This is a genomic window from Streptomyces brevispora (assembly GCF_007829885.1).
In the GTDB taxonomy this organism is placed as follows: Bacteria; Actinomycetota; Actinomycetes; order Streptomycetales; family Streptomycetaceae; genus Streptomyces; species Streptomyces brevispora.
This window is the reverse complement of the sequence record NZ_VIWW01000001.1, coordinates 3,366,698-3,389,857: the sequence shown is the minus strand read 5'-3', so window position 1 is coordinate 3,389,857 and position 23,160 is coordinate 3,366,698. Positions and strand designations below refer to the sequence as shown.

The following is a 23,160-nucleotide window of genomic DNA, read 5'->3' as shown; positions in this document are numbered from 1 at the left end:
TGCCGCTGGTCCAGGATGGTGGCAACATCCCGCGGACACCCTGGACGCGCGTTCGTCTCCTGCGGCGCTCGATTGCTCGTCGAGCCGGCCCATGGCCACCGACCGCTGGTGGAACAGCTGGTAAGCGTCATGCTCGGACTCAGGGTCGCGCCACGGGTGCGGGACCAGCTCGCCATGAAACGCGGCGAACATGGGGCCCGCCGTGGACGAGCCCGCGGGGTCGATCCCTGGCCGGACGACGTCGTGTTACTCGGACAACTGATCCCCTGGGTTCTGCTGCGGAACGGATCGGTGAGGACCCGGACGTTCATGCCGTGGCGCTTGCGTTTCCCGGAGTAGTACGGAGTGTCGGCGGCGATCCGGTCGATCGGCAGGAGGGTGCCGCTCAGGATCACGAACGCCTTGGTCCGATCACTCGGACCACTTTTATTCGCACCATTCCGGGTTGACCCCGTCGGGCTTGAACTTGATAGCCTCGTCGACGGTATAATTCCCGTTGGCGACTGTACTTCTGAAGATTTCTGCCCACTCGTTTGTGGGATTCTGCAGAACCTTGTTCAGCTTCTGGCTCAACTTCCTGCAAAGCGGCTTTTCCTGTGACCGTAACGCGATGCCGTATGATTGATCGGATGCGTTGCGCAAACTCGATTCATCAATTAATTTATATGGAGATGATTTCCCCTTGTCCGGGTGCTCGATCAGGCCGACCAGGATGACCTCATCCGACAGAAAGATGTCTGCCGCGTTTAAGAGTGCATCCAGGCAACCTTGGGTGGTATCTTTCTGAATACCCCCGATGGAGACATCGTTCTTCCGTTCATCTTCTACTAGTTTTGCGGCCGTAGTATTCTTCACGTAGCACACATTAAGCTTGCGAAGCGTGTTCGGTTCTACCTTTTTCCCCCTCAAGGCGAGGGCACCCAGGGGTGACTTGAGGTATGGCCCGGCAAAGATGAACCTCTCTTTTCTTCGGGAATCGTTCACCGAAATCGACGAAAACGCTATGTCGCTTCTCTTACCTCGCAGGGATTCCCGCCAGGTGTCGGCGTTCAGCATCGTTTGCGTGGACTTGTACGGAGGAATTAGTTTCTCCGCCAGGGACGGCTCGAATCCTTCGGCCAAAGTTTCCCCTTGCAGGGTTTGACTCAGGCCTGGCTGGTTGTTCTTGACTCCCACAAGGATTTGTGAATGATCTTTCGGGAGAGGTTCTTCAGAGGTGCCACCGTGGCATCCCGAAAGTTCCACGACCAACAATGCAAGGACTGCAGAGGCCGCCAGGGTGCGCCTGTGGCGCAAGCGTACGATCATGGCTTCGCTCTCCCTGTTCAACTCTGATGGAAAACAGCTGTCTCAATGTGTGGGGACAGCTCACAGTTGCGCTGGGGATATATGGTCAGCACAACTTCGAGACGCCGGATTCCCTTCGGCACCTCCACTTCAACCGTTCCATCCGACTTGACGGGATTCGTGGGGCGGGCGGCACCAAGGCGCCGGACATCGAACCTGGACTCACTGCAGTCACCAATACCCGGGTTGAGATCGATCAACAGGACGCGCACGGCCAAGCGGTCCAGGGTCTTGGGGACAGTGAGCGTCGCCTTCTCAGTCGGCCTCCACTTGTCGGGATCGGTAGGCCACTTGATCTTCTCGGTGACGTCGACCGGCTGGTTCGCATAGTAGCTCTGGCCGATCGTTCCTAAGACGAGAGTGGCGCAGAGAGCTATCGCGAGTGCGACGACTGTCGGTCGCCAGGCGGGAAGGAGAAGGTCGCTCTGCTTCTGCCAAGCCGCTGCCAGATAAGCGATGATCGCCGAAGACAGCAAAGTTGTCGCGGACAGGATCAGAGCCGCTGCGGCGATGCCGTCGGCTCCGAGTGCCACGGCCCGCCACATGCCCAGAGAGACGGCAGTGAGGACGACAGCGGCGAGAGCGGTGCCAATGATCGTATTCTCCCGTACCGTTGAGGGAGCAGTCGTCACCCACGAGGGTGACCGCCGCTGCAAGCTCTCACCGCACCAACGGGCTGTCGTCGCACTCGAGTACCTGCACCGTCACGACACTCTCACCCCACATCGCCGTCGCGCCCGGGATGGCTGCGGCCAGTATGGGACAGCCTCTTGCGGGAGAAGCACGCCGCACCTGTGTACCAATCTGGTGCGGATGCCCAGACCGCAGGGGTGACGCGAGTGTCCACACGGGATGATCACCTTGTTCTGTACACCTGTTTGGCTTCTGAGTGCACTTCGGGGGACCTCTTGTACCGCTTCACCCGCCGCACGGGCAGTGCTCTGACTGCCGTCGCGCTGATTACCGGCATGGCATCCGCCTGTTCTGACTCGCCTCCGGCGTCCAAGGCTTCGCAGCCCGAGAGGGCGGCGAGTTCCACCGTGGCTCCCATAGTGCAGCCGCCCTCCCGGTCCGGCAGGGAGCAGCTGAACGAGGAGGCCCGCAACTTGCTCAGCATGGCGGAGCGCCTGGAGTCGGACGAGAAGGGGTTGGTCTCGGCGGGAACCCTCGCAGTGCCCGGGCAGAACCTGGACGAGACCATCGAGTCCGGCACGGCCCTGCGGGTAGAGGTGGCGTGTGCAGGGGAGGGCTCGGTCACCTTCACGGTCTCCTCAGGCGCCGCCAGGACAGCTGAACGCGTCGACTGCACGCAGCCGATGACGAAAGGGTTCGACTTCACTACAGCCGGGCCGAGTCTCGCGATCCAGGCGGACTCACCCGAGGAAGACGGGGTAGGCACCGCCTACATGGTGAGCCACGTTTCCTGAATCGATCCGGCTGACGGCCCTGGTCCCGGATTCGGAGCACGTCCCGCAATTCGCGAGGCGGTTGTCCTGACCTGCGTGGTGAGTACCAGACTTGAGTACTGGTACTCACACCGTGCCGTTGCCGTTGAGGGAGATGTTCGAAGTCTCAACTCATCAGTGCTGGTGCCTCGTTGGTTCCCTGTCCTGCCGCACTCGACCTGCCTCATGCGCTGGTCGAGTGGGTCACGATGCTCATCGTCACCCGCGAGGGTGAACGCCGCTGCAAACTCCCGCCGCACCAACGCGCGCTCGTCGCTCTGGTGTACCTGCGCAAGCACGACACTCTGGCCCAGATCGCCGCGGCCTTCGGCATATCGGTCGGCACCGCCCACGCCTACACCACCGCGGTCATCGACCTCCTGACCGACCGGTCCCCGGGCCTGCTGAAGGTCTTGCGTGAGACCGACCCGGAGTACGTGCTGCTCGACGGGACGCTCGCCGAGTGCGACCGCGTGGGCGACGGCCAGGCCGACTACTCGCACAAGCACCGCCGCCACGGCGTGAACGTGCAGGTCGTGACCGACCCGGCCGGCCAGATCCTGTGGATCTCACCGGCCCTGCCCGGCCGGTGTCACGACTTGACCGCGGCCCGCACCCACCGGATCATCCGGATCTGCGAACGCCAGGGCGTCCCCATCCTGGCCGACCGCGCCTACACGGGCGTCGGCCCCCGGGTCACCACCGGACGCAGACGCCCGCCCAACGGCCAGCTGAATAGGGCACCTCGCCCTCATCAAGGATCTTGACGAACGCCGGTCGGCTGATGTCCAGCAGATCCGCGGCTTCCTGCGTGGTCAGCGTCGCGTTCACCGGGCGACCGTAACCGCCTTGCCCAGCTCTCCACTGACAGCAGTCATGCGCGATCAGCGTCGGCCACCGCCTGCCAACACCCGCCGCGCGGTTCCCCTCGGCCCCGCGCCGCGCGGGGCCGGCTCACGCATGATCACGGGTGCACGCCACAACGGGAGCGGTGCCGACCCCGCCCCCGAGAACGGGGAGTCGGGTCCTGCCGCCGACATGGATGGCCGCGTAGGGGCGAACGGTCCACTCGATCCACGTACCGCGATGACTGAGCGAGAATCCGCAGGGCTCCCCCCGATGCAGGGCCCCGAGAGCACCGATGCAGCCTCCGCCGTCGACCCAGCTCAGAGCCCGGTGCCGCTCCAGGGGCGGCAGCTCGGGGGCCAGTGAGCGAACGTCCACCCGGATCTGCCGGATCGCGTCCGCCGGCCTCGGGGTGGACGAGCGGCGGACCTCCGCGATCTCGTCCGCCTCTATCGTCCGGAACGTGACCCGCTCACACCAGAACGCTTGCGCGGCGGGGGCCGCGGGTTCGGGAACGCTCAACACGTCGCCTCCTGACGCTCACACAACAGACCTCCCTGCTCGCAACCGGCGTGACGAGCGACGAGCAGAGAGGGCCCCTCAGAACCCCCAACCCGCACAGGGCCCAGAGGTGTTGGCGGCCAAGGAGTCATCCCGTGGCCACGCGACCAAGCTAGTGCGTGATGCTGATGCGTATCAAGCGTTTGACGTCTAACGAGTGAGACGACAGACCTTCCACACACGACAGGCAGCAGAACGGGTGGCCCCACCCTGCGCCGGTGGGAGCCACCCGAAACGGACGAGACGCGGTCAGCTACGCCAGGTCATCGAACTCGCCGGCCTTCGCGCCGCCCAGGAACGCCCGCAGCTTCACGCGGGTCGTACGGACGACCACATCCGGGTTGTCGCTTTCCCGTATGAGGATCTCCCCTTCACTCTCAGCGAGCTCCAGGCAGTTGTCGCCGTCGGCATCGGCGGACTTGGACGACTTTCGCCACTGAATATCCATGGTTCTCACGCCTTCATACTTGCTCTGCGACTTCCTTGATGAAGTCTCTTGAACTCTGCGGATCGAGTGATCGGCCTTCCGTCCGGTCAAGCACCGCACGGAAGGTCAGAAGACGCGCCTCGGCATCCACGAAGCCGGAGCCACTCGGCGTGTCCGTCTGCACCGTGTCGAGCTGCGCGACCGGACCGTAGACATAGTGGGTGGAACTCCCAGAGTTCGGGAAGCCACCCGCCGAGAACGGGATCACTCGCACCGTGACATTGTCCCGCTCCGACTCCTTCAACAGGTGGTCGAGCTGGCCGACCGCGACCTTGCGCCCTCCGTACTGCATCCGCAAAGCCGCCTCATGGATCAGGAAGACGCACGTGGGAGGATCCGGACGGTCCAGAACGTCCCGCCGCCTGAGTCGGTGCGACAGCCTCCGCCGCAGACCGGCTGGGGTCGGCGCAGGAAGCGCTTCCGCGTAGACAGCACGTGCGTAGCTCTCGGTCTGGAGCAACCCGGGCATATGCATGATCTGCACGGACCGGAAACCGGCCGCATGGTGCTCCAGTTCCGCCAGGTCGAGTGCACTCACTGAGAGTTCACCGCGGTAGTCCTCCCACCACCCCTTTATCCGCTCCTCAGCCATATCGACAAGCGCGTCGATGTAAGCCGCGTCGGGGCAGGCGTAGGCAGCGGCCCACGTACGCACGCGCGTGCCGCTCACTCCGAACCTCCCCGACTCGGTGTTGCTGATCGTGGTGCGGTCCGTACCCAACAGGGCAGCGGCTTCGGTGGGCAGCAAACCGGCCCGCTCGCGCATCTTGCGCAGCTCCGCACCCAGTCGGCACTGCCGCGCGGTAGGGGGCTTCCTCGGTGGCATCAGCCTCTCCTCTTGTCGAAATCCAGTGTGGCTGCATCCCTCGAAGGGGTCTATTTCGCGCTCTAGTTATGAGTAATTCCACAACACTTGATACACATCTCTACGGTAGTACCTACACCGGATCGGCACGCAGGAAAACGGAAGTGCATTCGTACAAAACTGGGTTGCCCCGTACGGCGACTGCCACCGTTCAACGAGCGACACACCCGTTCAGACCGCAGCGCGTTGGGAGAACGACATGAGCCACGCCACTACAACTCCCCGGCCCAGCAATCCGCTCGGCGGCGAGACCTACCGGCTCACCCTGCCGAACACCGCCAGCGCGGCCAAACTCGCGCGTGACTTCGTCACCTCACTGCTGGGCGTCAGCAGACACCACGACCTGGTCGAGGACGCGCAGATCTGCGTCACCGAAGTGGTCACCAACGCCCACCGCCACACCTCTACGCCTCTGATCCGCGTCCACGTGGCCGTCAACCGCAAGCGGGTCACCGTCGCCGTCGCGGATGACGGGCCCGCCGCTCCGCCGCTCCTGCACGCACTGTGCGTGGGACCCGAACAGGAGCGCGGGCGGGGGCTCATGATCGTGGAGAGCCTCGCCCTCGCGTGGGGAGCGAACACGGCAGGCGAGCATCACCCCGGCCGCAAGGTCGTCTGGTTCACGCTTGGGCGGCCCGTCCTCGACGACGGCCGGGCGTAACCGTCCCGGCACACCACACACGCGGGGGCGGCGGACCATCCGACCCGCCGCCCCCGGCCTGCGCCTACCTCGACGGACCGTCATGCGCCGTACCACCACCGGCGCGGCTTCGCGCTGCGCTCCTCCGTCATGCCCGGATCCGGCATGGACCCCCGTTCCCCGCGCCATGCAAGAGGTCGACTCGACGTCCGCTCGGCACAGTCAGCCCCGGGCGTGGCTGCCTGCCGTGACGTGGCTGGTCGGCGCCCGTCTGCACCCACGCGCGACAGAGACGACGCTGACCGTGGCCCAGGACTTGGCAGCCAGGATGGACTACCGGCTGGGCTTCGTCCTGTACGACCTCGAAGGCACAGCCGCTCGATGCGGGGTGTCAACGGCCACCGTGAAACGTCACGTCCGGGTGCTGCGGGAACTGGGCGCACTGGCGTGGCACCGGCACGGCACGAAGAAGAACCTCCGGCTCCCCGGCCGCCCGTACACCGCTACGGCGACGATCTACGCAGCAACGATCCCTGCCTCGTACGACGAGGCGATGGGGCACCGGCTCGACGGCTCCGGGTACCGGGCCCGGGTGGCCGGAGTGACGGACGAGGGACGGGCGCTCGCGGCGAAGTCCGCCGTCCGGACGAAGCGACACTCTGCGGACAACAGGCCTTCCCGAACGCATGGTTGCCCGCAGCCTGCACCCCATTCTCCTGGGCGGCACCACAACGTACCGACTGCTGATCCGGACGGGTGGTTCAACTACACCTCGCGCACGTGCGCGCCGCGCGCGAGGGCCAGAGCGCGCAACAGGGGAGGCAACAGCGGCAGTCCGCCGCGCCGGAGCCCGTGGCAGGTCGCCCGGGACGTCCGCATCGCCCGGCAGGTCCGGCCGCTCGTCGGCTGGACCCAGCCGGAGGGGCTGCGCCGTCTGGCCTTCGCACTGCGTCCGCTGATCGACCGGGGCCTGGAGGCCCACGACATCACCGCCGAACTCATCGGGATGGCCGTCGGATGGCGCCCCGCACGCCCGGCCGCGTACATCACCGCCGCACTCGCCAGGGACCGGCCCGCCGCACCGGAAGGCGAGCTCTCGGCCGACCCCGCCGCCCACGAGGAGTGGCAGCAGTGGCTGAACAGCCGCCGGACCGACGAACCGGACCGCACGGACGACGACCGCCGCCACGCCCGGCTCTACGCGTGGGACCGGTGGCACGAAGTGGCCACCCACTACGACGACGATCCCGACGACGCCCTGGACCTCTACGGAACCCGGCTGTGCGCCTACGCCGTCAAACGGGCCGCACGCGCCGTCGGCTCCTGGTCGTGACCCGGAACGCCCCGCTCAGACCCCCGGGTTGTGCCGGATCAGCGACTCCACCAGCCCGGACCGGGTCGCCGGGAAATCCAGCGGGACGATGCCGAGACCGGTCCAGCCGGACGCCTCCGAGCCGTCGAGGAACGACTGGACCTGCGGGTTGAGCCGGTCCGCGTTCCCCCGGGGCGGCAGCAGGGCGGCGGTCGAGACGTAGTTCATGAAGAGCTTGCCCGGCTGCCCGGCCGCCTTGCGGAACTGGGCTGCGATCTTGGGGTACTTGGCGAACGGCTCCGCCATGTAGTCGTCCTGGATGTCGAAGAGGCCGGGATCGGCGTAACGAATCCCGGGCAGACCGCCGTTGTCGGCGAGCAGCACCACCTGGCCGCGCGCCCCGCCCAGTGCGGGCAGGGCGGAGTCGATGTGGAACAGCGGCCGCCAGCCCCTGCCGTCGAGGTAGTCGTCGAAGACCGCCCGGAACGCCGCGTCGCTCTCCTGCGAGTACTCCTGCTTGACCCGCATCAGCACGGTCTCGGTGGGGTGCGCGGCCAGGAAGTCCCAGCAGGCGCCCAGGACATCGCCGAACATCAGGTTCTGGTACGAGGCCCCGTGGTGGATCGCGAAGGAGCCGCCGGTGATCCGGCACCGTACGTCGAGGAAGCGCAGCCCGCTGTTCAGCTGCTCCGCGATCGTGGTGTTCTGGCACTCGGTCCAGGGTCCGCCGTAGCGGGCGCCCGAGTCGTGCGAGCCGGGGATGGTGAGCCGCTGCAACGCGGTGCCGTCCGTGATGCCGCTCATCCAGTCCTGGGTGGTGAGGGCCTGGCGGGCCGAGGCATGGGCGGGGGCCGCGCCCAGGAGGGCGGTGGCGGAGACGGCCAGTGCGCCGGCCAGGAAGTTCCGGCGGTTGGCTGTGTACGGGCTCATGCGGGGACGCCTCCGGGTGCCGTGTGGGGTCAGCCGTCAGATTATGACCGGTGCACGTCACGGGGAACAGATGGCAATGGCGGCGATTTCACCAGCCCGGACCGGCCTGATGGGCCGACGGCCCGCCACTAGAACTCAAGACCCGTGGCGGGCCGTCGGTTTTCGAACTCGGTCCGAGCGGCCGAGCGCTCGGGCGCAGGGACGATCCCTCGTGGCTGGAGCTACTTGATGATCGTGATCCGGTCGGTCGCCGGCGGCGTCATCGGCGCGGCGGCCGTGGAGTGCGCGGCCAGGTAGGCGTTGAACAGGTCCAGGTCGGAGGCGCCGACCAGCTTGTTGGTGCCCTGGCCAAGAGCCGCGAAGCCGTCGCCGCCGCCCGCCAGGAACTCGTTCATCGCGACGCGGTACGTCTTGGCGGGGTCGATCGCCTCGCCGTTCAGCAGAATCGTGTCGGTGACCACCCGGGCAGCGCCCGACTTCGTCATGTCCAGGGTGTACGTGAGGCCCTTCGACACCTGAAGGATCTTCGGGCTGGCCTCGTTCGAGCCGCTGACCTGCTGCTGGAGCGCGCTGACGAGCTGCGCACCGGTCAGGTCGAGGACGTTCATCATGTTGGTGAACGGCTGCACGGTGAACGACTCGCCGTACGTCACCACGCCGTCGCCCTCACTGCCCGACGCCTTGTACACCAGGTCGGCACGGATGCCGCCCGGGTTCATGAAGGCGACGACCGCCCCGCCCTTGTCCGCCGGGGCCAGGCCCTCCAGCTGCGCGTCCGCGATCAGATTGCCGAGCGGCTTCTCCGGGGCCGTGGAGCCGCGGCCGTTGATGTCGGCCGAGATGAAGCCCTGCGGCCGGTTCGCGATCGGCGCCGCGAGGGTGTTCCAGCGCGCGATGAGGGCCGTCATGTCCGTGGCCGGGGCCTGGTCCCTGTTGACGATGTGGTTCGTCGAGACCGGGTTCGCGGGCGCGGGGTGCTGCTGGTGCTTCGAGGACTTCGACGTACCGGAGCCCTTCACCGCCGTGCGCACGATGTCGTTGGTGCGACGGTCGTAGGTGAGCGTCGTGTCCGTGTACAGCTTGCCGAACGACGAGGCCGAGGTGACCAGGCGCGGGTTGCCCGCCGGGTCCGGGATGGTGCACACGTACGCCTGGTGGGTGTGGCCCGTCACCAGGGCGTCGACCTTCGGCGAGATGCCCTTGGCGATGTCGGTGATCGGTCCGGAGATGCCGTCACCGGCGGCCGGGCTGTCGCAGTCGTAGTCGTACGACGTCGAGGCGGGCAGGCCACCCTCGTGGATCAGCGCGACGATGGACTTGACGCCCTGGCGGTCCAGCTCCTTGGCGTACTTGTTGACCGTCTCGATCTCGTCGTGGAACTTCAGGCCCTTGACGCCGTTGGCCGTCACGATGTTCGGCGTGCCCTCCAGGGTCACCCCGATGAAGCCGATCTTGACGCCGTTCTTCTTCCACACCGTGTACGGCTTGAGGATCGGCTTGCCGGTCTTCTCGCTCGTCACGTTGGCCGCGAGGTACGGGAAGTCGGCACCCTTGAACTTCTTGCCCTTCTCGTAGCACCCCTCGACCGGGTGGCAGCCGCCGTTCTGGAGGCGGGCCAGCTCCGTGGCGCCCTCGTCGAACTCGTGGTTGCCGACGGTCGTCACATCGAGGTTGATCTTGTTGAGCGCCTCGATGGTCGGCTCGTCGTGGAAGAGCCCCGACAGCAGGGGGCTCGCGCCCACCATGTCGCCGCCGGCCGCGGTGATCGAGTACGGGTGGCCCTTGCGCGCGGTGCGCAGCGAGGAGGCGAGGTATTCCACGCCTCCGGCCGGAATGGCCTTCGTCGTGCCGTCGGCCTGCGTCTCGTTGACCATGCCGGCCGAGCCGGCCGGCGGCTCCAGGTTGCCGTGCAGGTCGTTGAAGGACAGCAGTTGCACATCGACGGTCCGGTCCGGCGCGTGATGGCCGTGGTCCTTGCCGTGCCCGCGCTCCTGCGCCCCGGCCGGCATGGCCGCGACGAGCGCTCCGACGGTGGCAAGACCGGCTGCGGCGGCGAGCACCCGCCGGGACGCGCGGTTCTTCTGCGGTGTCGCTGACATCGGTCCCCTTGTGGGTTCAGCGGGAGGTTTGAGAGATGAAAAGTCCGGAGACTGCGAGCCGCAGCCTAGAGTCAACGCGCGTAGCGCGACAGGTGTTCGGGGTTACGAACTGGTTGCCACCTGATCAGAAAAGGGCCATTCAGGCATATCGTTCATATATGTGAGCAAGGACGTCACCGCGCACATATGCGGAACAAATATCGTTCGCCAGAGCTGGACGGGCGGCCCTCCGAGCGGGATCTCGAGGATGCACCCGCAAGGCCCACCCCGAGCACTTCGGACAGCTGGGCTTCTACGTCCCGGTGGTCGACAACCTGGTCCGGGACAAGGAGCACGACGGTCCCACCATCGGAATCCTCATCTCCGAGAGCCGCGACCGGTCGATGGTCGAGTACGCGTTGCGCGGCCACAACCAGCCCCTGGCCGTCAGCACCTACGCGGGCCTGCCGGAGAAGGTGCGCGAGCCGCTGCCCGCCGCCGATGATCTCGCCCGCATCGCGGACGGCGTACCGACCCCCTCGCACCCCACCGGATGAGCGCCGCACCACGCGTCGAGCACCGCACCACCGGCCGAGCGCCGAAAGTCCCCGGGACCGCCCCGCACCACCCCCCGCCCGTCCCCGCCCCCGTACGCTCGTACCCATGACGACTGACGTACCCCTCCCCGCCCCCGGACGCGAGATCCAGACGCTCGACACCCTCTCCCCCGAGCAGGCGGAAGCCGTCCTCGCGCTCCTCGCCGAGGCCGCCAGGTCCGACGGCAGGCAGGCCGTGTCCGAGCAGGGGCGGCTGCAGTTGCGGGGCGGGCACCGGGAAGGTGTGCGGCACTTCCTGCTGACCGCCGGGGGCGTGCTGGTCGGGTACGCGCAGCTGGAGGACACCGACCCCGTGGAGGCGCCGGCCGCCGAGCTGGTCGTGCATCCCTCGCACCGCGGGCACGGGCACGGGCGGGCGCTCGGGGCGGCGCTGCTGGCCGCCACCGGTAAGCGGCTGCGGGCCTGGGCGCACGGCGGCAGGTCCGCGGCGCGCCATCTCGCGCAGGTTCTCGGCCTCTCGCTCTTCCGCGAACTGCGGCAGCTGCGACGCCCGTTGAGTCCGCTGAACATCGCCGAGCCGGTACTGCCGCCGGATGTCTCCATCCGTACGTTCGTCCCCGGTCAGGACGACGCCGCCTGGCTGGCCGTGAACCGCGCCGCGTTCGCCCACCACCCCGAGCAGGGCTCGCTGACCCAGCGCGACCTCGACGACCGCAAGGCCGAGCCCTGGTTCGACCCGAAGGGCTTCTTCCTCGCCGAGCGCGAGAAGGACGGCATCACCGAGCTGATCGGCTTCCACTGGACGAAGGTGCACGCCGACGAGCAGCTCGGCGAGGTCTACGTGGTCGGCATCCGGCCCGATGCGCAGGGCGGCGGCCTGGGCAAGGCGCTCACCGCGATCGGGCTGCGCCATCTCGCCGCGGAGGGGCTGCCGACCGCGATGCTCTACGTCGACGCGGACAACACCGCGGCGGTGACGGTCTACGAGCGGATGGGCTTCATCACGCACGAGGTGGACCTGATGTACCGCACGGAGTCCTGAGCGGTCACGACTCGTCCGGGGTCGGCATCGGTTGATGCCACCCACTCGGGGCGGCGTCACTTGACGCCGCCCCTTCCTTACGTCACCCTTTCACTACTCAACTAGTGAAAGGGTGAAAGATGGCAGAGTCCGCAGCGGTCGAGTTCCGCATCGACCGACGCAGCGGCGTGGCCACGTACCTCCAGATCGTCCAGCAGACCAAACAGGCCCTGCGCCTGGGTCTGCTGGAGCCCGGTGACCGGCTGCCCACCGCACGCGAGGTCGTCGAGGCCACCGCCATCAACCCGAACACCGTGCTCAAGGCCTACCGGGAGCTGGAACGCGAAGGCCTCGTGGAGGGCCGGCGCGGCCTGGGCACCTTCGTCACCCGGACCCTCGGCAGCGCTGCGGCGGCCGATGACGCCCCGCTGCGCGCCGAACTCGCCGACTGGGCCCGCCGCGCCCGCGCGGCCGGACTGGACAAGGACGACGTGAGCGCGCTCTTCACCGCAGTACTGGACAGCACATTCGAGGGGAACCAGGAACGATGACAGGGACCGCGCTGGAGGCCGACGGCCTCGGCATGAAGTACCGGAGCAGGGGCGGCGGGTGGGCGCTGCGCGACTGCTCGTTCCGGCTGCCCGCGGGCGCCGTCTGCGCGCTCGCCGGCCCCAACGGAGCCGGGAAGTCCACCCTGCTCGCCCTCGCCGCCGGCTTCCTGCGGCCGACCGAGGGGGCGATACGGGTGCTGGGCTCGACACCTGCCGGGGCCCGGACCCGGATGGCCTATGTGGCCCAGGAGAAGCCGCTGTACCCGCAGTTGACGGTCGCCGAGATGCTGTGGGCGGGCGCCGAACTGAACCCCGGGATCTGGGACCGGGACACCGCCCGGCGCATCGCCGAACCGCTCCCGGCGACCGCGAAGGTCCGCACCCTGTCCGGCGGGCAGCGCACCCGGCTCGCCCTGGCCCTCGCACTGGGCAAGCGGCCCGAAATCCTGCTGCTGGACGAACCGATGGCCGACCTCGACCCGCTCGCCCGTCACCAGCTGATGGGCGCCCTGATGGCCGAGGCCGCCGAGCACGCCACCACCATCGTGATGTCCTCGCACATCCTCAACGAGCTGGAGGGCGTCTGCGACCATCTCCTGCTCGTCGACGGCGGCCGCATCCGCCTCGCTGGCGAGACGGACGAACTGCTCGCCGCGCACACCCTGCTCACCGGCCCCGTGCGGGACCTCGCCCCGCACACCGTGGTCGAATCCCGCACCACGGGACGGCAGCTGACCGCACTCGTCCGCAAGGAGGGCCCGGTGGACCCCGCCGACTGGGAGACCGTCGAACCATCGCTGGAGGACCTGCTGCTGGCGCATCTCCGCTCCCCCGAGGCACCCGCACTGCTCACGCCGAGCGCGGACGCGCGGACCCGTGAGGCGGTGAGCGCGGCATGAGCGCACTCGCCCTGCGCGGCCCGGCCCGCATCGTCGTACGCCAGCACCGCCGCGCCCTGTGGATCACCGGGGCGCTCGCGCTCACCGGGATCGCCCTGATGGCCGTGGCCCGGTGGGTGCTGTCCGACGCCGCCGACACCTTCGCCGACACCGGCTGCTCGGTCCGGCACACCGTCCAGGGCTGCGGCACCGCCGTTCGCCATGTCCTCAGCGTCGAGCTGCACTTCTCTCGGCTGCTCGTGTACGCGGGCATCGCCATGCTGGTCCTGCCCGCGGTCATCGGCCTGTTCGTCGCCGGCCCGTTGATCGGCCGGGAGTTGGAGGACGGCACCTACCGGCTCTCCTGGAGCCAGTCCGTCACTCCCACCCGCTGGCTGGCCGCGAAGCTCGCCGTGCCCGCCGTCCTCACCGTGGCCGGGGTCTCCGTCCTGTCGGCCGTGTACGCCTGGGCCTGGTCCCGGGGGCGCGGCACGAACTACGCGACCCAGTGGTTCGAGCCGGAGGCGTACGGGGCGATGGGCCCCGCCCCCGTGGGCTACGCCCTGCTCTGCCTCGCCGTCGGCGCACTCGCCGGGGTGCTGATCCGGCGCACGCTGCCCGCGATGGCCGTCACCGCGGCCGCCTACGTCGCAGCGGCCGTGGTCATGAACTCCGTCCGCAGCGGACTGTGGCCGATGCGGACGGACACCACGGCCCTCGGGACGGAGTTCCGGTACCCGTCGGCGGCCTCCGACGTCGCCGTCGGCTGGATGACCGATGGCGGCTCCCGGCTGGGCGACGCCACCTGCATCGAGGCCACCGACGTCAACGCGTGCATGGCCCGCCACGGTGCCACCTCGAAGTATCTCGACTACCACCCCGCCGCGCACTTCTGGCCGCTCCAGCTCGTCGAGACCGGCATCCTGCTCGTCGTCGCAGCGGCTCTGGTCGCCGTCGCCTTCCGGGTGCTGCGCCGCCGCCACGACTGAGAGCCTGTCGGGTGACCTTCGATCGGAAGGCGGACGCGGTCCGGTGCGTGCGATTCCAAGGCGTCGGAAGGCCCGCGTAGCGGAGCTACCAGGGCGTTTCGACAACGCGGGAAGCGTGCGCGCCAGGGCGTGGCTGCCCGATCAGAGCTCACCCGACAGGCCCCGACCCGCCCCGCAGCCGTGTCCGGGGGGCCTGACCCGCCCCCGGACACGGCCACACCGCTTCCTGCATGTCATGTCGCCGTTACCGGGCATTCAGACGCCCTTGCGACCCTCTCAGGATGCAGCCAGCTGTGCCGTCCCCCCGCAACGGGAGAATTCCCGGCAGAGAACGCGCAGACCGTGCGATCTCCGCGATCCCCGCGATCTCGCACCCCTCCGACGCGCCCCCGGAGCACTCCGCGCGGAAGAATGGGTCCATGAGCCAGCAGCCAAGCTCCGAGGTCCCGGTCCCGCCCGCCGCTCAGCCGTCCGTCGGCTCCCTCGCCGCACACCGGCCGCATGCCGTCGCCTCCTCCAACGGCGCCGCCCTGTCCACTGCGGCCGACCTGGACCCCGACATCGACGCCGACGCGGACACGTACGAGCCCGATACCGACGGTGACGAGCTGCCGCAGGGCCGGTTCCTGGACCGGGAACGCAGTTGGCTCGCGTTCAACGAACGTGTTCTGGAACTGGCCGAGGACCCCTCGACCCCCCTCCTCGAACGGGCTAATTTCCTCGCCATCTTCGCCTCGAACCTGGACGAGTTCTTCATGGTCCGGGTGGCTGGCCTGAAACGCCGGATCGCGACCGGTGTCGCCACCCGTTCCGCCTCCGGACTCCAGCCCCGCGAGGTCCTCGACCTGATCTGGACCCGCTCACGCGAACTCATGGCCCGGCACGCCGCCTGCTACCAGCAGGACGTCGCCCCCGCCCTGTCCGACGAGGGCATCCAGTTGATCCGCTGGCCCGAGCTGACCGAGAAGGAGCAGGCCCGCCTCTTCACGTTCTTCCGCCAGCGCGTCTTCCCCGTACTGACCCCCCTGGCCGTCGACCCGGCGCACCCCTTCCCGTACATCTCCGGCCTCTCGCTGAACCTCGCCGTCGTCGTACGCAACCCGGTCAGCGGCCACCGCCACTTCGCCCGGGTCAAGGTCCCGCCGCTGCTGACCCGCTTCCTGGAGGCCTCCCCGCAGCGCTACGTCCCCATCGAGGACGTCATCGCCGCCCACCTGGAAGAGCTCTTCCCGGGCATGGAGGTCCTCGCCCACCACATGTTCCGGGTCACCAGGAACGAGGACCTGGAGGTCGAGGAGGACGACGCCGAGAACCTGCTCCAGGCCCTGGAGAAGGAGCTCATGCGGCGCCGCTTCGGCCCGCCGGTCCGCCTGGAGGTCGAGGAGGCCATCGACCCGTACGTGCTGGACCTGCTGGTCCGCGAACTGAAGGTGTCCGACGCCGAGGTCTACCCGCTGCCCGGACCGCTCGACCTCACCGGACTGTTCGGCATAGCGTCGCTGGACCGGCCCGAGCTGAAGTTCCCCAAGTTCATCGCCGGCACCCACCGCGACCTCGCCGAGGTCGAGTCCGCCTCCGCGCCCGACATCTTCGCCGCCCTGCGCGAACGCGATGTGCTGCTGCACCACCCGTACGACTCCTTCTCCACCTCCGTCCAGGCCTTCCTGGAACAGGCGGCGGGCGATCCGGACGTCCTCGCCATCAAGCAGACCCTGTACCGGACCTCGGGCGACTCCCCGATAGTCGACGCGCTCATCGACGCCGCCGAGTCCGGCAAACAGGTCCTCGTACTCGTCGAGATCAAGGCCCGGTTCGACGAGCAGGCCAACATCAAGTGGGCGCGCAAGCTGGAGGAGGCGGGCTGCCACGTCGTCTACGGGCTCGTCGGCCTGAAGACGCACTGCAAGCTCTCGCTCGTCGTCCGCCAGGAGAGCGACATCCTGCGCCGCTACTCGCACGTCGGCACGGGCAACTACCACCCCAAGACGGCCCGGCTGTACGAGGACCTCGGCCTGCTCACCGCGGACCCGCAGGTCGGCGCGGACCTCTCCGACCTCTTCAACCGCCTCTCCGGCTACTCGCGCCGAGAGACCTACCGCCGCCTGCTGGTCGCCCCGAAGTCACTGCGCGACGGACTGATCTCCCGGATCAACAAGGAGATCGCGAACCAGCGGGCCGGCCGCCCCGCCTACGTACGCATCAAGGTCAACTCGATGGTCGACGAAGCGATCATCGACGCCTGCTACCGGGCCGCGCAGGCGGGTGTCCCCGTCGACATCTGGGTGCGCGGCATCTGCGCGATCCGCCCCGGCGTCACCGGACTCTCCGAGAACGTCCGGGTCCGCTCGATACTGGGCCGCTTCCTCGAACACTCCCGGGTGTTCTCGTTCGGCAACGGCGGCGACCCCGAAGTCTGGTTCGGCAGCGCCGACATGATGCACCGGAACCTCGACCGCCGGATCGAGGCCCTGGTCCGGGTCAGCGACCCCGCCCACCGGGCCGCGCTCAGCCGCCTCCTGGAAACGGGCATGGCCGACACCACCTCATCCTGGCACCTGGGCCCCGACGGGAACTGGACCCGGCACGCCACGGACGCGGAGGGCCGGCCGCTGCGGCACGTACAGGAAATGCTCATTGACGCCCGGAGGCGCCGGCGTGCGACGCCCTGACCATCAGACCCAGACGGACGTGACCGCGGGGGCGGTGCTCGCACCGTACCTCCGGGCGCAGGCCGCGGACTTCCTTCGGAGCCTGCGCCTGCACCGCGAGAACAGTGCCCCCACGGACGCCGGACCGCAGGCCGCCGAACAGGCCACCGGCGCGCTCCGCCGCTCGTCCCGCCGGATCAGCGGCACCCTGCACACCTTCCGGACCGCGCTCGACCCGCTCTGGGCCGAGCAGCTGCGCACCGAACTCGCCTGGCTGTCCGGCACCCTCGCCCGCGAGCACGCCTACGCGGACCGGCTGAACCGGCTCCTCGACGCCCTGCACGGGCTGTCGGGAACACCGCTGCCCGCGGCCCGCACGGAGTCCGGTGACGGCCTCGGCGGCGCGACCCCCGACAAGGACCGCGCCGGCCTCGGCGTCGGAGCGGCCCGCGCCGGGGCACTGCTGGAACGCCGGCTGACCCTCGCCCGGACCCGCGCCCACTCCGCGGCGCTCCAGGCGCTCGGCTCGTCCCGCTTCCACGCGGTGGCCGACGCCGTCGCGCTGCTCGCCTCCGAGGTCCCCCTCTCCCCCTTGGCCGCGGCACCGGCCGGCGAACTGCTGCGCGAGCCCGCGGACCGGGCGGAGCAACGCCTGCTCGGCGCGGTGGCGGCCCTCTCGCCGGACGGGAGCGCCGAGCCGTACAACGAGGCGCAGGACGGGCCCTGGCACCAGACCCGGCTGCTGCTGCGGCTGCACCGGTACGCCCACGAGGTGGTGCGCGGCGCCCCCGACCCGGTCCTGGCCGGCCCGGGGCACGCCCTCGATCTGCACCGGGACGCGGCGGAGGCGGCCGCCGCGGCGGCCTCGGCGGCCCGCACCCCGCGGATCGCACCGGCCACCGCGTACGCCCTGGGGGTGCTCCACGCCGACCAGCGCCATGAGGTGGGGGCGGCGCGCGCGGTGTTCCGGGACACCTGGCCGTACGCGACCGCCGTGACCGCGCGATGAGCGGCACGGTGCGGGCGGCGGGGTGCGTGCTCTGGCGCCGCCCGCCACGCAGCGCGGCCGGCGCGGGTGGCGCGACCGGCCCGGACCTTGTGCAGTTCTGCCTCGTGCACCGGCCGCGTTACGACGACTGGTCGTTCCCCAAGGGCAAGCTGAAACGCGGCGAGTCCCCGCGGGACGCGGCTCTGCGCGAGGTCCTGGAGGAGACGGGCCACCACTGTGTGCCGGGCGCCGTGCTCCCCATGGTCCGGTACCTGGCGAACGGACGCCCGAAGGAGGTCACGTACTGGTCCGCCGAGGCCACGGCGGGTGCCTTCGTCCCGAACCGCGAGGTGGACGACGTGCTGTGGCTCCCGTCGGAGGCCGCCCGCGCCCGTCTGACCCACCCCCGCGACCGTGCCCTGCTGGACAGGGCCCTCCCCACCCTCCCGACTCTCCCGAACGCGTAACCGGGCCGGCCGTTCCGGCCCGTCCGGCGTTCGAGGACGGACCCGCCCCCCCGAACCCACTCGCGGCCCGGAACCAGGCCGCCCGACACGGTTCACCTCCCGTTCACCCACCCCCGCAAACCGCTTCACCTGTACTGCCTAATTTCGGCAGTGCACGGTGCGAGGCACAGACCGCACCGACCACGACTTCCGCACCACCCACCACTTCGCACGCCGTCGTAGAACGAAAACAACCTCGGCGGCTCCTGGAAGGAACACCCGAAAGTGAAGCTTCAGCGCAAGAACCGGCTTCGTGCCACCGCGCTCGGTGCCCTCGCCGTCTCCGGCGCCCTGGTCCTCACGGCGTGCGGTTCGGACAACAACAGCGGCGGCGACACCGGCGGGAACGGCGGCCAGACGAAGGCCGCCTCGAACGTCAAGTGCGACGGCGCCAAGGGTCAGCTGCGCGCCTCCGGATCCAGCGCCCAGAAGAACGCCATGGACCTGTGGGTCAAGGACTACATGGCCGCCTGCTCCGGCGTGGAGATCAACTACAACTCCTCCTCGTCCGGCGAGGGCATCGTCGCCTTCAACCAGGGCACCGTCGGCTTCGCCGGCTCCGACTCGGCGCTGAAGCCCGAGGAGATCGCCGACTCGAAGAAGATCTGCAAGACCGGCCAGGGCATCAACCTCCCGATGGTCGGCGGCCCGATCGCGGTCGGCTTCCACCTCGACGGTGTGGACAGCCTGACGCTGGACGCCCCCACGCTCGCCAAGATCTTCGACACCAAGATCAAGAAGTGGAACGACCAGGCGATCGCCAAGCTCAACCCGGGCGCCAAGCTCCCGGACAAGGCGATCCAGCCCTTCCACCGCTCCGAGGACTCCGGCACCACCCAGAACCTGGGCAAGTACCTCGCCGCCACCGCCCCGAGCGACTGGAAGTACGAGGCCGAGAAGAAGTGGCCGGCCCCCGGTGGCCAGGCCGCGTCCGGCTCCTCCGGTGTCGCCTCCCAGGTGAAGGCGGTCGACGGGTCGATCGGCTACTTCGAGCTCTCCTTCGCCGCCTCGCAGAAGATCACCACCGTCGACATCAACACCGGCGGCGCCGCCCCGGTCAAGGCCTCCTCGGAGAACGCCTCCAAGGCCATCGCCGCCGCCAAGATCAAGGGCACCGGCAAGGACCTGGCGCTCGACCTCGACTACACCACCAAGGCCGAGGGCGCCTACCCGCTGGTCCTGGTGACGTACGAGGTCGTCTGCGACACCGGCAACAAGGCCGACACCCTCGGCACCGTCAAGTCCTTCCTGACCTACACCGCCTCCGACGAGGGCCAGCAGCTCCTCACCGAGGCCGGCTACGCCCCGATCCCCGAGGCGATCAACGCCAAGGTCCGCGAGACGGTCGCCTCCCTCTCGTAACCGAACCCCGCACGACACAGGCGCAACCGCGCGAACACACGCAACAGGCGGCCGGTCCGGTACACCCCTCCGGACCGGCCGGCCACCCTCACCCCCATCCGGTGCACCGCCGCCAGGGGAGCCCTCCGCTCCCCCACACAGACCGGAAAGACCATGGTTTCCACCACACAGACAGAGATACCACCGGCCCGGCCGGGCGGGCGCTCCCGCCCCAGGCCGACCGGTCGCCTCGGCGACAAGATCTTCCTGGGCCTGTCACAGGGCTCGGGCATCCTGCTGCTCGTGCTCATGGCGTCGATCGCCGTGTTCCTCAGCTACCGCGCCGCCATCGCCATCTCCAAGGACGAAGGCAACTTCTTCACCACCTTCGACTGGAACCCGGCAGGCAGCCCCCCCGTCTTCGGCATCGCGGTCCTGCTCTTCGGGACCGTCGTCAGCTCGATCATCGCGATGGTCATCGCGGTTCCGATCGCTGTCGGCATCGCCCTCTTCATCTCGCACTACGCACCGCGCCGGCTGGCCGCCCCGATCGCGTACGTCGTCGATCTGCTCGCCGCGGTGCCCAGCATCGTCTACGGCATCTGGGGCGCGCTCGTCCTCGTGCCGTACCTCGAAGGCCTCAACCTCTGGCTCGACCAGTTCTTCGGCTGGACGTACATCTTCGAGAAGACCGAGGTCGGCGTCGCCCGCTCGCTCTTCACCGTCGGCATCCTGCTCGCGATCATGATCCTGCCGATCGTGACCAGCGTCAGCCGCGAGGTCTTCCTCCAGGTCCCGAAGATGAACGAGGAAGCCGCACTCGCGCTCGGCGCCACCCGCTGGGAGGTCATCCGCCTCTCGGTGCTGCCGTTCGGCCGCTCCGGCGTGATCTCCGCGTCGATGCTGGGCCTGGGCCGCGCGCTCGGCGAGACGATGGCCGTCGCCACGGTCCTGTCGCCGAGCTTCCTCATCTCGCTGCACGTGCTCAACCCGGGCGGCGGGACGTTCGCCCAGAACATCGCCGCGAAGTTCGGCGAGGCCGACGCGTTCGGGCGCGACGCCCTGATCGCCTCCGGCCTGGTCCTCTTCGTCCTCACCCTGCTGGTCAACGGCGCCGCGCGGCTCATCATCGCCCGCCGCAAGGAGTACTCGGGGGCCAACGCATGAGCCACGCATCCACCGGCGTCCAGGAGCACCCGGCGCCCACACCGCCGCCCGCACCCGGCAACAGCCTGAGCAGCGGCACGCTGCCCCGGCTGGCACCGCTCGGCTTCGCCGCCGTGTCGATCGCCCTGGGCGTCGGCATCGGTGCGGCCGCCGGCTGGCACAGCCGCGTCCAGTGGGGCCTGATCGCCGCGCTGCTCTTCCTGGTGATCTCGTACGTCGCGACGAGCGTCGTGGAGAACCGGCGGCAGGCCAAGGACCGCCTCGCCACCAGCCTCGTGTGGGTGTGCTTCCTGATCGCCGTCGTCCCGCTGGCGTCACTGCTGTGGACGACCGTCAGCCGCGGTTCGGGCCGCCTGGACATCTACTTCCTGACCCACTCGATGGCCGGTGTCCTCGGGTCCGAGGCCAGCGGCGGTGTCTACCACGCGCTGATCGGCACGCTGGAGCAGGTCGGCATCGCCACGGTGATCTCCGCACCGCTCGGTCTGCTCACCGCGGTCTACCTGGTGGAGTACGGCAAGGGCCCGCTCGCCAGGGCCGTCACCTTCTTCGTCGACGTGATGACCGGCATCCCGTCCATCGTGGCCGGTCTGTTCATCCTCTCGATCATGCTGATCGCGGGACTCGAACCCTCCGGACTGATGGGCGCGCTGGCCCTGACGATCCTGATGATCCCGGTCGTGGTGCGCTCCACCGAGGAGATGCTGAAGCTCGTACCGAACGAGCTCCGCGAGGCCTCCCTGGCCCTCGGCATCCCGAAGTGGCGGACCATCCTGAAGGTGGTCCTGCCGACCGCGATCGGCGGCATCGCCACCGGCGTCATGCTCGCCATCGCCCGTATCGCCGGAGAGACCGCACCGATCATCCTGCTGGTCTTCGGCAGTCAGCTGATCAACCCGAACCCCTTCGAAGGCGCCCAGTCCTCACTGCCGTTCTACATCTACGAGCAGTACAAGATCGGCGAGAGCGCGTCCTACGACCGCGCCTGGGCAGCCGCCCTGGTCCTGATCGCCTTCGTCATGATCCTCAATCTGGTGGCCCGCGGCATCGCCCGCTGGAAGGCCCCGAAGACCGGCCGCTGAGGCCACGGAAGCAGTGATTCAGATGGCCAAGCGCATCGACGTCAGCGGCCTGTCGGCCTACTACGGCGCCCACAAGGCGATCGACGACATCTCGATGACGGTGGAGCCCCGCTCCGTGACCGCCTTCATCGGCCCGTCCGGCTGCGGAAAGTCCACCTTCCTGCGCACCCTGAACCGGATGCACGAGGTCACCCCCGGTGGCCGCGTCGAGGGCAAGGTGCTGCTGGACAACGAGGACCTGTACGACTCCGGCGTCGACCCGGTCACCGTGCGCCGCACGGTCGGCATGGTCTTCCAGCGCCCCAACCCGTTCCCGACCATGTCGATCTTCGACAACGTCGCGGCGGGCCTGCGGCTGAACGGCAAGTACCGCAAGAGCGCCCTGAACGACATCGTGGAGAAGTCGCTGCGCGGCGCGAACCTCTGGAACGAGGTCAAGGACCGGCTGAACAAGCCCGGCTCCGGTCTCTCCGGCGGTCAGCAGCAGCGTCTGTGCATCGCCCGCGCCATCGCGGTCGAGCCGGAAGTCCTGCTGATGGACGAGCCGTGCTCCGCCCTCGACCCGATCTCCACCCTCGCCATCGAGGACCTGATCGGCGAGCTGAAGGAGCGCTTCACGATCGTCATCGTGACGCACAACATGCAGCAGGCGGCCCGCGTCTCGGACCGGACGGCGTTCTTCAACCTCGCGGCGGTCGGCATGCCCGGCAAGCTCGTGGAGATCGACGAGACGGAACGCATCTTCTCCAACCCGTCGGTCCAGGCCACGGAGGACTACATCTCCGGCCGCTTCGGCTGATCCCCAGACGGCCTTGAGGTGCTGCATGGCGGTGCCACCGCAAGGCAGAGGTCCGCCCCGCTCTCCGAGAAGAGAGCGGGGCGGACCCGTTTGCACAGCCTGTGGGACCGGCCGCATCAGGC

The 23,160-nt window shown here is 68.8% G+C and carries 22 protein-coding genes and 3 pseudogenes; 17 read left to right on the top strand and 8 right to left on the bottom strand.

Annotated elements, in window-relative coordinates; all coding sequences use genetic code 11:
- Positions 1-284: 284 nt before the first annotated feature.
- From FHX80_RS15715 to FHX80_RS15705, 3 genes and pseudogenes are all read right to left on the bottom strand, one after another.
- Positions 285-407 (bottom strand): annotated as a pseudogene (locus FHX80_RS15715) (IS5/IS1182 family transposase); the annotation flags it as partial.
- A gap of 19 nt (positions 408-426) precedes the next feature.
- Positions 427-1,308 carry a type 2 periplasmic-binding domain-containing protein gene (locus FHX80_RS15710; protein ID WP_145764747.1) on the bottom strand — a complete coding sequence of 294 codons (882 nt, stop codon included), beginning with the start codon at positions 1,306-1,308 and terminating at the stop codon, positions 427-429.
- A gap of 17 nt (positions 1,309-1,325) precedes the next feature.
- Entirely contained in the window at positions 1,326-1,880 is a 555-nt protein-coding gene (locus FHX80_RS15705) for a hypothetical protein (RefSeq protein WP_145764746.1), read from the bottom strand.
- A gap of 91 nt (positions 1,881-1,971) precedes the next feature.
- Here FHX80_RS15705 and FHX80_RS15700 point away from each other — a divergent pair.
- From FHX80_RS15700 to FHX80_RS15690, 3 genes and pseudogenes are all read left to right on the top strand, one after another.
- A pseudogene (locus tag FHX80_RS15700) lies at positions 1,972-2,064 on the top strand (IS5/IS1182 family transposase); the annotation flags it as partial.
- A 323-nt stretch (positions 2,065-2,387) separates the two neighbouring features.
- Complete coding sequence (locus FHX80_RS15695) at positions 2,388-2,774, top strand: hypothetical protein (RefSeq protein ID WP_244318284.1); 387 nt, start codon at positions 2,388-2,390, stop codon at positions 2,772-2,774.
- 170 nt (positions 2,775-2,944) lie between these two features.
- Positions 2,945-3,541, top strand: a pseudogene (locus FHX80_RS15690) (transposase); the annotation flags it as partial.
- Between the two features lie 205 nt (positions 3,542-3,746).
- Here FHX80_RS15690 and FHX80_RS15680 read toward each other — a convergent pair.
- From FHX80_RS15680 to FHX80_RS15670, 3 genes are all read right to left on the bottom strand, one after another.
- On the bottom strand, positions 3,747-4,160 hold the full coding sequence (locus tag FHX80_RS15680) for a hypothetical protein (RefSeq protein ID WP_145764745.1): 414 nt from the start codon (positions 4,158-4,160) through the stop codon (positions 3,747-3,749).
- A 292-nt stretch (positions 4,161-4,452) separates the two neighbouring features.
- Positions 4,453-4,647, bottom strand: coding sequence for a DUF397 domain-containing protein (locus FHX80_RS15675; protein WP_145764744.1), 195 nt, complete (start codon positions 4,645-4,647; stop codon positions 4,453-4,455).
- Between the two features lie 13 nt (positions 4,648-4,660).
- Entirely contained in the window at positions 4,661-5,512 is an 852-nt protein-coding gene (locus FHX80_RS15670; protein ID WP_145764743.1) for a helix-turn-helix domain-containing protein, read from the bottom strand.
- 238 nt (positions 5,513-5,750) lie between these two features.
- Here FHX80_RS15670 and FHX80_RS15665 point away from each other — a divergent pair, with 238 nt between their 5' ends.
- Both FHX80_RS15665 and FHX80_RS15660 read left to right on the top strand, forming a co-directional pair.
- Positions 5,751-6,212: an ATP-binding protein gene (locus tag FHX80_RS15665; RefSeq protein ID WP_145764742.1), complete on the top strand. Its 462-nt coding sequence runs from the start codon at positions 5,751-5,753 to the stop codon at positions 6,210-6,212.
- Positions 6,213-6,438: 226 nt separating this feature from the next.
- Positions 6,439-7,524, top strand: a complete 1,086-nt coding sequence (locus FHX80_RS15660; RefSeq protein WP_145764741.1) for a cell wall protein — start codon at positions 6,439-6,441, stop codon at positions 7,522-7,524.
- Positions 7,525-7,539: 15 nt separating this feature from the next.
- Here FHX80_RS15660 and FHX80_RS15655 read toward each other — a convergent pair whose 3' ends face one another.
- Together FHX80_RS15655 and FHX80_RS15650 are read right to left on the bottom strand one after the other, a co-directional pair.
- Entirely contained in the window at positions 7,540-8,433 is an 894-nt protein-coding gene (locus tag FHX80_RS15655) for a phosphatidylinositol-specific phospholipase C (protein WP_145764740.1), read from the bottom strand.
- A 221-nt stretch (positions 8,434-8,654) separates the two neighbouring features.
- Positions 8,655-10,532 carry a bifunctional metallophosphatase/5'-nucleotidase gene (locus tag FHX80_RS15650; protein WP_145764739.1) on the bottom strand — a complete coding sequence of 626 codons (1,878 nt, stop codon included), beginning with the start codon at positions 10,530-10,532 and terminating at the stop codon, positions 8,655-8,657.
- A 197-nt stretch (positions 10,533-10,729) separates the two neighbouring features.
- Here FHX80_RS15650 and FHX80_RS15645 point away from each other — a divergent pair, with 197 nt between their 5' ends.
- From FHX80_RS15645 to pstB, 12 genes are all read left to right on the top strand, one after another.
- Positions 10,730-11,068 carry a PDDEXK nuclease domain-containing protein gene (locus FHX80_RS15645; protein ID WP_145764738.1) on the top strand — a complete coding sequence of 113 codons (339 nt, stop codon included), beginning with the start codon at positions 10,730-10,732 and terminating at the stop codon, positions 11,066-11,068.
- A gap of 106 nt (positions 11,069-11,174) precedes the next feature.
- Positions 11,175-12,110, top strand: a complete 936-nt coding sequence (gene mshD, locus FHX80_RS15640) for a mycothiol synthase (RefSeq protein ID WP_145764737.1) — start codon at positions 11,175-11,177, stop codon at positions 12,108-12,110.
- A gap of 119 nt (positions 12,111-12,229) precedes the next feature.
- Positions 12,230-12,640, top strand: coding sequence for a GntR family transcriptional regulator (locus tag FHX80_RS15635; protein WP_145764736.1), 411 nt, complete (start codon positions 12,230-12,232; stop codon positions 12,638-12,640).
- Entirely contained in the window at positions 12,637-13,539 is a 903-nt protein-coding gene (locus FHX80_RS15630) for an ABC transporter ATP-binding protein (RefSeq protein WP_145764735.1), read from the top strand. Before FHX80_RS15635 ends, FHX80_RS15630 begins: the two co-directional genes overlap by 4 nt.
- Complete coding sequence (locus FHX80_RS15625) at positions 13,536-14,507, top strand: ABC transporter permease subunit (RefSeq protein WP_244318282.1); 972 nt, start codon at positions 13,536-13,538, stop codon at positions 14,505-14,507. The genes FHX80_RS15630 and FHX80_RS15625 overlap by 4 nt, the downstream gene beginning before the upstream one ends.
- A gap of 419 nt (positions 14,508-14,926) precedes the next feature.
- A complete protein-coding gene (locus tag FHX80_RS15620) occupies positions 14,927-17,176 on the top strand; it encodes an RNA degradosome polyphosphate kinase (protein ID WP_145764734.1) in 2,250 nt (749 codons plus the stop codon).
- Positions 17,163-18,164: a CHAD domain-containing protein gene (locus FHX80_RS15615; protein ID WP_167523555.1), complete on the top strand. Its 1,002-nt coding sequence runs from the start codon at positions 17,163-17,165 to the stop codon at positions 18,162-18,164. The genes FHX80_RS15620 and FHX80_RS15615 overlap by 14 nt, the downstream gene beginning before the upstream one ends.
- Positions 18,161-18,610, top strand: coding sequence for an NUDIX hydrolase (locus FHX80_RS15610; protein WP_145764732.1), 450 nt, complete (start codon positions 18,161-18,163; stop codon positions 18,608-18,610). Before FHX80_RS15615 ends, FHX80_RS15610 begins: the two co-directional genes overlap by 4 nt.
- Before the next feature lie 264 nt (positions 18,611-18,874).
- Positions 18,875-20,011, top strand: coding sequence for a phosphate ABC transporter substrate-binding protein PstS (gene pstS / locus FHX80_RS15605; protein ID WP_145764731.1), 1,137 nt, complete (start codon positions 18,875-18,877; stop codon positions 20,009-20,011).
- Positions 20,012-20,164: 153 nt separating this feature from the next.
- Positions 20,165-21,157 (top strand): phosphate ABC transporter permease subunit PstC, encoded by a 993-nt coding sequence (pstC, locus tag FHX80_RS15600; RefSeq protein WP_145764730.1) that lies wholly within the window; start codon positions 20,165-20,167, stop codon positions 21,155-21,157.
- On the top strand, positions 21,154-22,239 hold the full coding sequence (gene pstA, locus FHX80_RS15595; RefSeq protein ID WP_145764729.1) for a phosphate ABC transporter permease PstA: 1,086 nt from the start codon (positions 21,154-21,156) through the stop codon (positions 22,237-22,239). Before pstC ends, pstA begins: the two co-directional genes overlap by 4 nt.
- A gap of 22 nt (positions 22,240-22,261) precedes the next feature.
- Entirely contained in the window at positions 22,262-23,038 is a 777-nt protein-coding gene (pstB, locus tag FHX80_RS15590; protein WP_145764728.1) for a phosphate ABC transporter ATP-binding protein PstB, read from the top strand.
- Positions 23,039-23,160: the final 122 nt, after the last annotated feature.

Excerpts from the sequence above, each read along its gene's own strand:
- FHX80_RS15710 (WP_145764747.1), bottom strand. The coding sequence starts at position 1,308 with ATGATCGTACGCTTGCGCCACAGGCGCACCCTGGCGGCCTCTGCAGTC.
- FHX80_RS15675 (WP_145764744.1), bottom strand. The coding sequence starts at position 4,647 with ATGGATATTCAGTGGCGAAAGTCGTCCAAGTCCGCCGATGCCGACGGC.
- FHX80_RS15670 (WP_145764743.1), bottom strand. The coding sequence starts at position 5,512 with ATGCCACCGAGGAAGCCCCCTACCGCGCGGCAGTGCCGACTGGGTGCG.
- FHX80_RS15665 (WP_145764742.1), top strand. The coding sequence starts at position 5,751 with ATGAGCCACGCCACTACAACTCCCCGGCCCAGCAATCCGCTCGGCGGC.
- FHX80_RS15655 (WP_145764740.1), bottom strand. The coding sequence starts at position 8,433 with ATGAGCCCGTACACAGCCAACCGCCGGAACTTCCTGGCCGGCGCACTG.
- FHX80_RS15650 (WP_145764739.1), bottom strand. The coding sequence starts at position 10,532 with ATGTCAGCGACACCGCAGAAGAACCGCGCGTCCCGGCGGGTGCTCGCC.
- mshD (WP_145764737.1), top strand. The coding sequence starts at position 11,175 with ATGACGACTGACGTACCCCTCCCCGCCCCCGGACGCGAGATCCAGACG.
- FHX80_RS15635 (WP_145764736.1), top strand. The coding sequence starts at position 12,230 with ATGGCAGAGTCCGCAGCGGTCGAGTTCCGCATCGACCGACGCAGCGGC.
- FHX80_RS15630 (WP_145764735.1), top strand. The coding sequence starts at position 12,637 with ATGACAGGGACCGCGCTGGAGGCCGACGGCCTCGGCATGAAGTACCGG.
- FHX80_RS15625 (WP_244318282.1), top strand. The coding sequence starts at position 13,536 with ATGAGCGCACTCGCCCTGCGCGGCCCGGCCCGCATCGTCGTACGCCAG.
- FHX80_RS15620 (WP_145764734.1), top strand. The coding sequence starts at position 14,927 with ATGAGCCAGCAGCCAAGCTCCGAGGTCCCGGTCCCGCCCGCCGCTCAG.
- FHX80_RS15610 (WP_145764732.1), top strand. The coding sequence starts at position 18,161 with ATGAGCGGCACGGTGCGGGCGGCGGGGTGCGTGCTCTGGCGCCGCCCG.
- pstC (WP_145764730.1), top strand. The coding sequence starts at position 20,165 with ATGGTTTCCACCACACAGACAGAGATACCACCGGCCCGGCCGGGCGGG.
- pstA (WP_145764729.1), top strand. The coding sequence starts at position 21,154 with ATGAGCCACGCATCCACCGGCGTCCAGGAGCACCCGGCGCCCACACCG.
- pstB (WP_145764728.1), top strand. The coding sequence starts at position 22,262 with ATGGCCAAGCGCATCGACGTCAGCGGCCTGTCGGCCTACTACGGCGCC.